This is a genomic window from Gillisella taibaishanensis (assembly GCF_001938985.1).
GTDB classification, from domain to species: Bacteria; Pseudomonadota; Alphaproteobacteria; order Rhizobiales; family Rhizobiaceae; genus Allorhizobium; species Allorhizobium taibaishanense.
Genome location: NZ_MKIN01000016.1, coordinates 77,653 through 89,874, shown reverse-complemented (window position 1 = coordinate 89,874; position 12,222 = coordinate 77,653). Strand labels below are relative to the sequence as shown.

Genomic DNA, 12,222 nt, shown 5'->3' with positions numbered 1-12,222 from the left:
CTATATGTTAAGAGGATGCCGCGCCTTCAAGCGCGGCATCTCCGTTTCAAGCCATGTGCTGGAAGGCGATGATAGCGCAGGTCACAGTGATTGCGCCGCCGATACGAGTGGCGATCTGCGAAAAGGGCATCAGGCTCATTCGGTTGGCAGCGGTCAGAATGGCGATATCGCCGGTGCCCCCCTGGCCGCTGTGACAGCCGACAACCACGGCAACATCGATCGGAAACATCTTGACCAGCCGCGCTGACAGAAAGCCGGTGCCGATTAGCGTGCAGACCGTTGCCACAACAGTCACCACCGTCTGCACCGTGAAGGCGCTGATAAAGCTCTGCCAGGGCGTATATGAAATTCCCATGGCAAACAGCAGCGGCCAGGTGACGATGCGCGAGAAGAAGGCATAGACCTCGCGGCCACCGTCTTCCAGGCTCGGCGACACCAGTTGGCCGAGCTTGGCGATGACGACCAGAAACAGCATGGTGATTGGTGCTGGAAAATCAAACAGCCGCTGCGCCAGCACGCCGACCAGATAAAACGTGACGATGGTGACGCCAGCGGTGGCGATCATTGCCCGGTCAACGGGCTCATCGCTGCGGCGGGCATTGACGTCGATATTCAGCAGGCCGGCCTGTAGCCGCCCTTCGCCGGTCAGATGCGGATAGCGCTTGCCGAGCACATTCAGCAACCCGCAAAGGACGACGGCGGTAAAGCTACCGAGCATGACCACCGGAATGATCTGGGCGAAAATCTCCGTCTGCGGCTGCGACATGACCCCGGCATAGCCCATGGACAGCGGAATGGCGCCTTCACCAAGGCCACCCGCCATGATCGGCAGAACGACGAAGAACAGGCTGTGTTCGAAGCCCATCCCGGTGCCCATGCCAACCAAAGTGCCGACCATCATGGCGACGACGGAACTGATCGCCAGCGGCACGAAGATCTTCAGGAAGCCGGCGATCAGCACGCTGCGATCCATGCTCAAGATGCTGCCGACGATGATGGCGGCGATATAGAGGTATAGGAAATTCGAGCTCTTGACGAATGTGTCCATGGCTTCGGCCACCGGCGGCGGAATGAGGTGGTAGAACACCATGGCCGAGGGTACGACGAAGCACATGATCGCCGCACCGCCCATCAGGCCGAGCCAGGGCAGCCATCGGCCAAGCTGCATGAAGAAGAAGCCGCCGAAGGAGAGGATGGCGATCGACATGGTAAGATCGGAGGGAACCTTGCCTGTCGCCACGAAGGCGGCGATGAGCAGGAACAACAGAATATAGATCGGCGCCGGCACCACGCCGATCTTCAGATCGACGATCCGCCACCAGCGTTCACGCCAACCGCTAACCGGCTGCGGTGCATGACTGTTAGGCTGCTTGGAAAGATTGGGCTGCGATCCATCCGAATGGCGATCGCCGTCGTAAAGTGATGACACTATGAACTCCTGTCTATCTCCCAAGGAGGGTTTTATAGGACCCGACGCGAAGGGGAAATAGAAAAGCCGGTGCGATCTGGGAAAGCACCGGCTGGAGTGAGGCAAAACAGCGTTGGTGATAACGTGTCTTGGCGCATGCGAAGGCGATGGGGGCCGGATCTTTCTTAAAAGACGCGGCTCAACTTCGAGATCAGAACAACACGCTCGCGCCTTGGTCTGCCGGTCCGGCAATCCGGCGGAGCGGCGCAAACAATTCGCGGCCCATGCCGAATTCGTTGTCGGAGAGATCGACCGTCACCGCCGGGCGGGCGGCAAATTCGGCACCGTCGACCAGCACTTCCAGCGTGCCGGCGACGGCGTCGAGGCGCAGTATGTCGCCGTCCTTGATCTTGGCGATCGGCCCGCCATCGACAGCTTCCGGTGTAACGTGAATGGCGGCCGGCACCTTGCCTGATGCGCCGGACATGCGCCCGTCGGTGACCAGCGCCACCTTGAAGCCGCGATCCTGCAGCACGCCGAGCGACGGGGTGAGCTTGTGCAGTTCTGGCATGCCATTGGCCTTGGGGCCCTGGAAGCGCACGACGGCGATGAAATCCTGGTTCATCTTGCCGGCCTTGAAGGCATCCTGCATGTCCTGCTGGCTGTGGAACACCATGGCCGGTGCCTCCACAACATGCCGCTCCGGCTTGACGGCTGAGATCTTGATGACAGCTTTGCCGAGATTGCCGGTCAGCATCTTCAAGCCGCCATTCGCCTGGAACGGGGTTTCGATGCGGGCCAGGACCTTGGGATCGGCGCTGTCTTCAGGCGAGGGCTGGCGGTCGACGGTGCCGTCGGCATTCAGATGCGGTTCGATCGTATAGGCAGACAGACCCTGGCCATAGACGGTGCGCACGTCGTCATGCACGAAGCCGGCCCGCAGCAATTGCTTGATCAGGAAGCCCATGCCGCCGGCGGCGTGGAAATGGTTCACATCGGCTGAGCCGTTCGGGTAGACCCGGGCCAGCAGCGGCACGATGTCCGAAAGGTCGGAAATATCCTGCCAGCTGAGGACGATGCCGGCCGCCCGCGCCATGGCGATCAGGTGCATGGTGTGGTTGGTCGAGCCGCCGGTGGCGTGAAGGCCGACGACGCCATTGACGATCGAGCGCTCGTCGATCATTTCGCCTGATGGCGCGTATTCGTTGCCAAGCGCGGTGATCGCCAGCGCCCGCTTGGTGGCTTCCTTGGTGAGCGCGTCGCGCAGCGGCGTGCCCGGATTGACGAAGGAGGCGCCGGGCATGTGAAAGCCCATGATTTCCATCAGCATCTGGTTGGAATTGGCTGTGCCGTAGAAGGTGCAGGTGCCAGGACCGTGATAGGATTTGCTTTCGGCTTCCAGCAGTTCGGCGCGGCCGACCTTGCCTTCGGCATAGAGCTGACGGATGCGGGTCTTCTCGTCGTTTGGCAGGCCTGTGGTCATCGGACCGGCGGGAATGAAGACCGAGGGCAGGTGGCCGAAGGTCAGCGCCGCAATGACAAGGCCGGGCACGATCTTGTCGCAGACGCCGAGGAAGACGGCCGCATCGAACATGTTGTGGCTGAGGCCAATGCCGGCGGCCATGGCGATAACATCGCGGGAAAACAGCGATAGTTCCATGCCGGGCTGGCCCTGGGTGACGCCGTCGCACATGGCGGGCACGCCACCGGCCACCTGCGCCACGCCGCCGACCTCTGCCGCAGCCTTACGGATCAGCGCCGGATAGGTCTCAAACGGTTGGTGGGCCGAGAGCATGTCATTATAGGCGTTGATGATGCCGAGATTGGGGACGGTGTCGCCAGCCAGCGCCGCCTTGTCCCCGGGGGAACAGACCGCAAAGCCGTGGGCGAGATTGCCACAGGCCAGCGTCCCGCGGTTGACGCCCTTGGATGCTGCCCGGCGGGTACGATCCAGATAGGCTTCGCGGGTCGGCTTGGAGCGCTCGACGATCCGCTTGGTGATAGCTTCGATACGATGATCGGCACTCATTGACGGCATCCTTCCTGACAAGGGGCAACAGCCGGCGGCATCGCGCTTGTCCAAGCGCTACGGCCATCCGGCGGGTCTACAGCATCGTGCCTTCGATAAAAGGCCACATGATTGTTGATACCAAAATGGATCAAGGACGTTCTGATCGAGATCAGGGCGCCCAATAAATATCGACAGGCGTCTCGGCCCGGGAGAGCACGGCGCGAATAGGCATTTCCGCTTCGTCCTCGCCAGCCAGCGCCTTTTCCAGCACCGCCTGCTTTTCCTCGCCCTCGATATGAAGGATCAGCAGACCGGCATCGGCGAGGCTGGAGAAGGACAGTGTCAGGCGCGGTTCGCCAGCGCCTGATGCCTGCATGGTAATCACCCGTGGCGGCAGTTCGAGATCGAGCGCGTCTTCCAGATTGTCGCCGCCGGGAAAAAACGAGGCCGTGTGGCCGTCGCTGCCCATGCCGAGAATGACGACATCAAGCGGGGTGCCGAGATCCGACACCGCGTCGGTGGCGACAGCGGCGGCCGCCTCGATGCTGTCTTCCGGCGCATAAAGCGGCACGAATTCAGCCTCTGCCGCTTTGTTCTTCAGCAGATGCGTGGCCACCAGCAGATGGTTGGAACGTGGATGATCCTCGGGCACGAAGCGCTCGTCGACCAGCGTCACCGACACCTTGCTCCAATCCAGATCCTCAAGCGATAGCGCCTCGAAAAAGGCCTTGGGCGTCGAGCCGCCGGATACGGCCAGCGAAGCGGCGTCGGAGGCGGCAATTGCCGCCTTCAGCGCTTCAGCAACCCGACCGGCCAGCGCGGTCGCCAATGCTGCGCCGTTTTCAAATGTATGCAGGCTATGCGTCATGATGCCGGGATCCTCAATCGTTCTCGTGCCAAGTGCGGCCGTCGCGTTCGATCAGCGCGATGGCCTGGCTCGGACCCCAGGTGCCTGACGTATAGCCCTGCGTTTTCTGACCGACTTCTTCCCAGCTCTTCAGGATCGGATCGACCCAGTTCCAGGCTGCTTCTACTTCGTCGCGGCGCATGAACAGCGTCTGGTTGGACCGGATCACGTCCATCAGAAGCCGTTCATAGGCATCCGGATTGCGCACGCCGAAGGATTCGGCAAAGCTCATGTCCAGAGGCACATGGCGCAGGCGCATGCCGCCCGGGCCAGGGTCCTTGATCATCAGCCACTGCTTGACGCCTTCATCCGGCTGCAGACGGATGACCAGCTGGTTGGCTTCGATGCGGCCGGCAACATCGCCGAAGATCGAATGCGGGATCGGCTTGAACTGAATGACGATTTCCGACACTCGCTCGGCCAGCCGCTTGCCGGTGCGCAGGTAGAAAGGCACGCCAGCCCAGCGCCAGTTGTTGATCTCGGCCTTGATGGCGACGAAGGTTTCCGTGTCGGAGGAATCTTCAAGCTCCTCGATATAGCCCTTGACCGCGCCGCCCTTGGAGGCGCCCGCCTTGTACTGGCCGCGCACGGTAAGCTTTTCGACATTGGAGGCGTCAATCGGCTTCAGTGCCCTCAGAACCTTCAGCTTTTCGTCGCGCAGCGCCTCTGAGTTCATCGAGGAGGGGGCTTCCATGGCGACAAGGCAGAGCAATTGCAGGATATGGTTCTGCACCATGTCGCGCAGCGCGCCGGCCTTGTCGTAGTAGGTGACGCGGCCTTCAAGCCCGACGGATTCGGCCACCGTGATCTGCACGTGGTCGATATGGGCGGAATTCCACAACGGCTCATAGAGCGCATTGGCAAAGCGCAGCGCCATCAGGTTCTGCACGGTTTCCTTGCCGAGATAGTGGTCGATGCGGAAGATCTGCTCTTCCTTGAACACCTTGCCGATCGTGTCGTTCAGCGCCTGCGCAGAGGCGAGATCGCGGCCGATCGGCTTTTCAACGACGATGCGGGTGGATTTGGTGATCAGCTTGTGATCGCGGATCTTGTCGGCGATATCGCCGAAGATCGACGGCGATACGGCGAGATAGAAGGCGCGTACGATGTCCTTGCCGCTATCTAGCAGCTTCTTCAGCGTGTCCCAGCCCTTGTCGGCCTTGGCATCGACGGAGACATAATGCAGCCGTTCGAGGAAGCGCTTGACTTCGCCTTCCTCCAGTTCGTCGGCCTTAATGAATTCCTTAAGTGCCTTGTGGGCAAATTCTCGGTATTCCGCATCCGTCATCGGGGAGCGCGACGCGCCGATGATCCGGGTCGGCTCGGTGAGCTGACCGGCCAGCTGGCGGTGATAAAGGGCCGGCAGAAGCTTGCGCTCGGCAAGATCCCCGGTGCCGCCAAAGACGACATAGTCAAAGGGTTCGACAGGAATAATCTGGCTGCTCATAAGGGCATCTCTCATTCATGGCCATCGGCTAGGCTGTTGGCTCAGGTTATAATTCAATCGATTTAAAAAAGCCACACCCAGTGTGGTTAATTTCCTGATAGAGGCTCGGGCGCCTCGGATTGGCGCGGATCGTGGAGGATCCTTTTTGTGTCGCGTTGTTGGTCAGCATCATGGGCTTTGCCTTCACTTTGGCCGGTAAACAGCCTCGAAATCGACCCCATGACGCTGGACAGAAAACTCTTGCTTGCTACCGGGTTTTCAACAGGCTGCGGAGCGGCCTCGGGGTCAAGGGCGTCAGGTGTCTCTTCCGTCTCGGCCAGAAGATCGAAAGCCATTTCAGCTTGCGATTGTGGCACGAGAATAGCCAATCCGCCCAATCCTCTGGACAGGTGGACGCCGCGATAGTTCCCTGGATTGCCGCGCTCACCAACGATGATGCCATAGGCTTCCAGAAAGGAGCGGGTTACCAGATATTCGTCTTCGCTATAGACAGTCGCAATGCAGACGGGGCGATCGAGGATCTCCTTCATGCTTCTTTTCCTTGGCCTTAGAACCGGTCGCGCAGCGCATACCAGCTGAGTGCCAGAAACAGAAGCGGCGAGCGCAACCGTCGCCCGCCCGGAAAGGCCGGGACCTTCAATTCCTTGAACAGATCCAGCTCGTTCGCTTGCCCCAGAACCGACTTGGCAAACATCGTACCGCAATAATTTGACAGCATCACGCCATGGCCGGAATAACCGGCGACCGAGATCACCCGGGGCATGACTTCGCGGGCAAAAGGCTGGCGGTTCATGGTGATGCCGACCGAGCCGCCCCAGGCATGGGTCATCTCGATATCCTTGAGATCAGGATAGATCTCGGCGATCTGTCGGCGGATATGGACGGAAATGTCGCGCGGGCTATCGGCCGTATAGGCTTCGCGGCCGCCAAACAGCAATTGCCCGTCGCGGGTCTTGCGGAAATAGCGCACCACGAAGCGGCTGTCGGCCACCGCTTCCGAGCCGGGCAGGATCTTGGGGAAGTCCGTGAGCGGCACGGTGGCGCCGATGAAGGAGCGGATCGGCATGACATGCGCAGAGGTTACCGGCTCCAACCCGCCGATATAGGCATTGGTGGCCAGCAGGACATGAGTGGCCGTCACGGTGCCGCGTGGCGTCTCGATCATCGTCTTGCCGCCGCTTTGCGCAATCGATGTGGCCTTGGTCATTTCATGCAGGCGGGCGCCGGCATTCTTTGCCACCTTGGCAAGACCGACCAGAAGCTTCAGCGGATGGATATGGCCGGTGCCGATATCGCGGATGCCGCAGTAATAGACGGAAGACCCGAGCCTTGCCGTAGTTTCCTCCCGGTCCATGAATTGCATATGCGGATAGTCGAAGCGAGTGGCGGCAATCTCGATGCTCTTGCGATAGTCCTTCTCCTTGCCGCGCTTGTGCTCGACATTGAGCTGGCCGGGCATGAATTCCATGTCGATCTGGTGTTCACGGGCAAAGTCGAGAATATAGGCCTTGGCATGTTCGGCCATGTCGAACAGTGCCTTGGCGCGCTCGAACCCGAACTGTTCTTCCAGCTCTTCCGGCCAGGCGCGCTGGCCGGTGCCGAACTGGCCGCCATTGCGCCCGGACCCGCCATCGCCAAAACGCCCGCCCTCGATCAGCACGACGCTGACGCCGGCCCTTGCCAGCGTATAGGCCGCCTGTAAACCGGTATAGCCGCCGCCGACGATGGCAACATCTGCCGTGACCGAACCGTCCAGCGGCTCATATTCTGGCCTCTCGCCCACCGTTGCCTGATACCAGGAAAGGCCGGGCGCAATCGGGCTTTGCCACATGGAATTTTCTCCTTGTCGGTGTGCCGCTTCCAGCGCGGTTAGCGCCTGAAGCGGTTTGCGCCGATATCAGACGTTGAGCAGCAGGAATTCCCGCTCCCAGGGGCTGATCACTTGCATGAAGGTCTCGAATTCGCCGCGTTTGACACCGGCATAGATGTCGATGAAGGCGCGGCCGAACACGGTTTCGAAATCCGGCTCGGATTCCAACAGCGCGACGGCTTCCAGAAGCCCACGCGGCAGCTCGATCGAGCCTTCGTTGGCGGTGTCTGCCGTCGGCGCGGTCGGCTCGATTGCCTTGCAGATCCCGAGATAGCCGCAGCCGAGTGAGGCAGCGAGCGCCAGATAGGGATTGGCATCCGAGCTTGGCAGCCGGTTTTCCACCCGCCGCGCCGCTGCATCTGAAATCGGCACACGAAAGGCCGTCGTGCGGTTGTCATAGCCCCAGGCATTGTTGACCGGGCAGGCCATGTCTGGTGTCAACCGCCGGTAGGAGTTCACATAGGGCGCCATCATGACAAGGGAATTCGGCACATATTTCTGCATGCCGCCGATGAAGTGGAAGAATTCCGAGGACGGCGAACCATCCGCCTTGGAAAAGATATTGCGGCCGGTCTCGATATCCACCACTGACTGATGGATATGCATGGCCGATCCCGGCTGGGCCTGCATGGGCTTAGCCATGAAGGTGGCGAAGATCCCATGCTTCAGCGCCGCCTCGCGGATGGTGCGCTTGAACAGGAACACTTGATCGGCCAATTCGATCGGATCGCCGTGACGCAGGTTGATTTCCAGCTGGGCCGGGCCTTCCTCGTGGATCAGCGTATCGATTTCCAGACCCTGCTTGGCCGAGAAATGGTAGATATCGTCGATCAACTCGTCGAATTCGTTGATGCCGGCAATCGAATAGCCCTGGCCACCAATGATCGAACGGCCAGAACGGCCGGTCGGCGGACGCAGCGGATAATCCGGGTCCTCGTTCTTGGCCACGAGATAGAATTCGATTTCCGGGGCGACAACGGCTTTCCAGCCCTTTTTCTCATAGAGTTTCAGGACGTTCTTCAGCACGTTGCGCGGCGTGTAGCTGACATCTTCGCCCTCGGTGCCGACGATGTCGCAAATCACTTGCGCGGTCGGATCGGTCTCCCAGGGCACGACCGACAGGGTCGACAGATCAGGCAAAAGCTTGATGTCGCTGTCGCGGCTGTCATAGCGGAAATTGCCGGTTTCATCGGGATATTCGCCTGAAATCGTGTGGCGATAGAGCGCGGACGGCAGGGCAAGCGAAGTATTGCTGGTGAATTTTGAGCTCGGCATCATCTTGCCGCGCGGCACGCCGGCGAGGTCGGGCGTGATGCATTCGATATCCTCGATGCCACGGGCGCGCAGCCAGGAGGCCGCTTCCTTCCAGGTCTTGACGCCGCGTGTCGGGCTCGTGTCAGGGGGAATGCTTGCCTTTTTGGATGCCGCGCCCTTGGGTCTGAGCATTGTCTTTTTTGCAGGCATGTCTCACCGGATCTGAGTTGATACTGTTTCTATCATATCGACCTCGCACGAATTGGCGAGGCCCATTATGGGATTGACATCGCGTTGCCGATCGAAAACACCGCCTTGCGGGAATAATATTGCCGGAGAGCAAGGCATGTGGCTGCGAAACCGCACCGATGTCTTGAGACATGACCGAAAATGATGATGGAGACATGACATTGTCGACACTTGGGCCAAGAACTGGGGCGGACACACGCGTCGACGTGGTGGTGCTCGGCGCCGGTGCGGCCGGCATGATGGCGGCGATCCGCGCAGGCGAACGCGGCCGTTCCGTCGTGCTTCTCGATCATGCCAAGGCGCCCGGCGAAAAGATCCGTATCTCCGGCGGTGGTCGCTGCAATTTCACCAATCTCCATGCCGGACCGAAGAATTACCTGAGCGCCAATCCGCATTTTGCCAAGTCGGCGCTGGCCCGGTTCACGCCATCCGATTTCGTCGCCATGGTCGATCGCCACCGGATCGGCTGGCATGAAAAGACCCTTGGGCAATTGTTCTGCGATGACAGCGCCAGGGACATCATCCGCATGCTGCTGGAGGAGATGCGCGCTGCCGGCGCCAGGCTGCATTTGCAGACGGAGATCCGCACGGTGGAAAAGACGCTGTCCGGTTTTCGCGTCGAGACATCGGAGGCGGTTTACGACTGCCAGTCGCTGATCGTCGCCACCGGTGGCAAATCGATCCCGAAAATGGGTGCGACCGGCTTTGCCTACCGGCTTGCAGAGCAATTCAGCCTCGGCCTGATCGAAACCCGTCCCGGTCTGGTGCCGCTGACATTGGAGCCGACATTGCTGGAAGATCTGGCGCCGCTGTCGGGCGTCTCGGTTGATGCCATAGTGCGCCATGGCAAGACGACCTTTCGCGAGGCCTTGCTGTTTACGCACCGTGGGCTGAGCGGCCCGTCCATTCTGCAGATATCGTCCTACTGGCGCGAAGGCGAAGCCGTCAGCATTGCCCTGGAGCCGGATCGGGACTTTCTCGAGCTCTTGAAGACCGCCCGTCGTGAAAATGGTCGCCAGGCGGTGCAGACCGTGCTTGGCCAATATCTGCCCAAGCGCTTGGCCCAGCACTGGAGCGAGCGTCTTGGCCTTGAAAAACCGCTGGCCGACCTGTCCGACAAGGTGCTTTCAAGCCTCGTCAGTGCGTTAAGCGATTGGCAGATCAAGCCAGCCGGCTCGGAAGGCTACCGCACCGCCGAGGTCACGCTGGGCGGGGTCGATACCAAGGACCTCGATTCGAAAACCATGCAGGCAAAGGCGGTGCCGGGCCTTTATTTCATCGGTGAAGCCGTTGACGTGACGGGCTGGCTGGGCGGCTATAATTTCCAATGGGCCTGGGCATCGGGCCATGCGGCCGGTCTTGCGGCTTAAAGTCGGCTTGGGATCACGACCGTCGATACGATTTCTTTACCGCGATCGGTTTTCTCTTCGCAATAAAAGCAGCACGCCGCATTCCGGCCTCTATCTTTCAATAGATGTTAATATACCTTGTTCATCGTGATCTTCGCTCGATTGTTTTCCTGTTTCTTCGGAAAGCCAATTGCGGTTACGATCAAGGTCGGGGTGATTCCCCGCTCAACTTTTGGAAAGTGCTGCCTATGAACAGACCCATCCGGAAGGCCCGCGCTATTGCCATTGCCAAGGCACGCGACGATCACAACAAACTCATGCTGCGCACCGCCGGGCTTGGCCTGGTGGCATGCTTTCTCGCTTACGGACTGATGCTTCTTGGCTGAGCGACCAGATCGCTGTTCAGGGCTAATGGTTCTTCCGTCTTGCCCGCGTCAGCGGTGACTGACGGCCGCCATCGATATAGCCGCATCGTGGTTCTCAGCGTGCGTTCGATCCAGCTGAGCCGAGGCCAGAGTGGCTCGGCGTAAAAAGCATAGAATGCGTCTTCCTTTTGGGCGGATGTCATTGTGTGGCGGTTGAGCGCCGTTTTTCTCATGTCATCCTGATAGGCAAGCAATCCCAGAAGATCCATGGCACCTCTCCAATGTCCGGGAGAAGGTTAGTCTTTCGCTGCTGGTGGAAGTAGAGGCGATTTTGCGCTATGTCTTTCACCTATGAAAAACCTCGCGTGGGACAGCTATCAACTCTTTATCGCAGTGGCGCGCTATCGCGGGTTGACGGGCGCCGTTCAATCAACAGGACTCAGCGCCGCAACGCTTGGCCGGCGCATGCTGGAGCTGGAGGCTGAACTCGGCCGCACTCTGTTTCACCGTGCCCAGACCGGCTACACGCTGACAGCGGATGGCCAGGCGCTTCTCGATCATCTCAAGTCCTTTGAGGCTGCTGCGCGCGGTGTCGATCTTTGGCGGCGACAGTCGTCGGAGCCGGCATTGGTGAGGGTCACCGCTGGCACCTGGGTTGCCCGGCTGATTGCCCAGAACATGACGAAGCTGTGCCGCAGCACTGATGCATTTCGCGTCGAGCTGACGATCACCGAGGAGCGGGCGGCCCTTGCGCATCGGGAAACCGATATCGGCATCCGAGCCGTCGAGCCGCAGGAGAGCAATCTTGCCCGCATCGCGCTTGGCGATGTCGCCTATGCCGCTTACCGGCACCATCTGGCCGATGACCTTCAGCTCCAACCCTGGATCGCGGTTTCACCGGACGCGGCAATCTCGGCCTATCTGAAATGGCCGCATCAGCTTGTGGCCGATCAGATCCGGGTCACGGTCAGCAGGCCGCGGTCGCTAAAGGATCTGGCGGTTGCAGGCGCGGGGCTTGCCGTGCTGCCGTGCTTTGTCGGCGACGCCGATCCGCAGCTGCAGCGCGTTGGTAGCGAGATCAAGGAACTGCGTCATCGGCAATGGCTGGTCACCAACAATGACGATCGCCACCGCAGCGAGGTGCGCCTATTCGCCCGCCGACTGACCAATTTGATGAAGGATCTGGGACCGGCCTTTGCCGGGAACCGGCAGGGCTGACTTCGATTGGTGCAATGCAAAAAGTGCGAAATTTCGCAACTCTTCTAAAGGTTGCGATGGCCCTACAATTTTCCCCAGTTGACTGGGCGAATAGAGTCCAAATCGAGTCTTTGTCTTCAGAATTTGTTCAGACCGACATGTAAC

General features: G+C 60.1%; 11 protein-coding genes. 3 read left to right on the top strand and 8 right to left on the bottom strand.

Annotated elements, in window-relative coordinates:
- Positions 1 to 46: 46 nt before the first annotated feature.
- From BJF91_RS01485 to BJF91_RS01455, 7 genes are all read right to left on the bottom strand, one after another.
- The gene (locus BJF91_RS01485; protein ID WP_075612716.1) at positions 47 to 1,429 is read right to left on the bottom strand and encodes a 2-hydroxycarboxylate transporter family protein; all 1,383 of its coding nucleotides are present in this window, start codon (positions 1,427 to 1,429) and stop codon (positions 47 to 49) included.
- 190 nt (positions 1,430 to 1,619) lie between these two features.
- Complete coding sequence (gene edd / locus BJF91_RS01480) at positions 1,620 to 3,437, bottom strand: phosphogluconate dehydratase (RefSeq protein ID WP_075612715.1); 1,818 nt, start codon at positions 3,435 to 3,437, stop codon at positions 1,620 to 1,622.
- A 151-nt stretch (positions 3,438 to 3,588) separates the two neighbouring features.
- Complete coding sequence (gene pgl, locus BJF91_RS01475; RefSeq protein WP_075612714.1) at positions 3,589 to 4,287, bottom strand: 6-phosphogluconolactonase; 699 nt, start codon at positions 4,285 to 4,287, stop codon at positions 3,589 to 3,591.
- 13 nt (positions 4,288 to 4,300) lie between these two features.
- Entirely contained in the window at positions 4,301 to 5,773 is a 1,473-nt protein-coding gene (zwf, locus tag BJF91_RS01470; RefSeq protein WP_075612713.1) for a glucose-6-phosphate dehydrogenase, read from the bottom strand.
- A gap of 86 nt (positions 5,774 to 5,859) precedes the next feature.
- Positions 5,860 to 6,303 carry a hypothetical protein gene (locus BJF91_RS01465; protein WP_075612712.1) on the bottom strand — a complete coding sequence of 148 codons (444 nt, stop codon included), beginning with the start codon at positions 6,301 to 6,303 and terminating at the stop codon, positions 5,860 to 5,862.
- A gap of 17 nt (positions 6,304 to 6,320) precedes the next feature.
- Positions 6,321 to 7,604, bottom strand: coding sequence for an NAD(P)/FAD-dependent oxidoreductase (locus tag BJF91_RS01460; RefSeq protein ID WP_075612711.1), 1,284 nt, complete (start codon positions 7,602 to 7,604; stop codon positions 6,321 to 6,323).
- Positions 7,605 to 7,670: 66 nt separating this feature from the next.
- Positions 7,671 to 9,089 (bottom strand): glutamine synthetase family protein, encoded by a 1,419-nt coding sequence (locus BJF91_RS01455; RefSeq protein ID WP_407639849.1) that lies wholly within the window; start codon positions 9,087 to 9,089, stop codon positions 7,671 to 7,673.
- 212 nt (positions 9,090 to 9,301) lie between these two features.
- Between BJF91_RS01455 and BJF91_RS01450 the strand changes: the two genes are divergently transcribed.
- Both BJF91_RS01450 and BJF91_RS24925 read left to right on the top strand, forming a co-directional pair.
- Positions 9,302 to 10,516 (top strand): BaiN/RdsA family NAD(P)/FAD-dependent oxidoreductase, encoded by a 1,215-nt coding sequence (locus BJF91_RS01450; protein WP_075612756.1) that lies wholly within the window; start codon positions 9,302 to 9,304, stop codon positions 10,514 to 10,516.
- Positions 10,517 to 10,743: 227 nt separating this feature from the next.
- Entirely contained in the window at positions 10,744 to 10,881 is a 138-nt protein-coding gene (locus BJF91_RS24925; RefSeq protein WP_162843819.1) for a hypothetical protein, read from the top strand.
- Here BJF91_RS24925 and BJF91_RS01445 read toward each other — a convergent pair.
- Positions 10,857 to 11,129, bottom strand: coding sequence for a hypothetical protein (locus tag BJF91_RS01445; RefSeq protein ID WP_075612709.1), 273 nt, complete (start codon positions 11,127 to 11,129; stop codon positions 10,857 to 10,859). The two genes, BJF91_RS24925 and BJF91_RS01445, sit on opposite strands and share 25 nt — an antisense overlap.
- A gap of 82 nt (positions 11,130 to 11,211) precedes the next feature.
- Between BJF91_RS01445 and BJF91_RS01440 the strand changes: the two genes are divergently transcribed.
- Positions 11,212 to 12,078: a LysR family transcriptional regulator gene (locus BJF91_RS01440; protein ID WP_075612708.1), complete on the top strand. Its 867-nt coding sequence runs from the start codon at positions 11,212 to 11,214 to the stop codon at positions 12,076 to 12,078.
- Positions 12,079 to 12,222 lie beyond the last annotated feature (144 nt).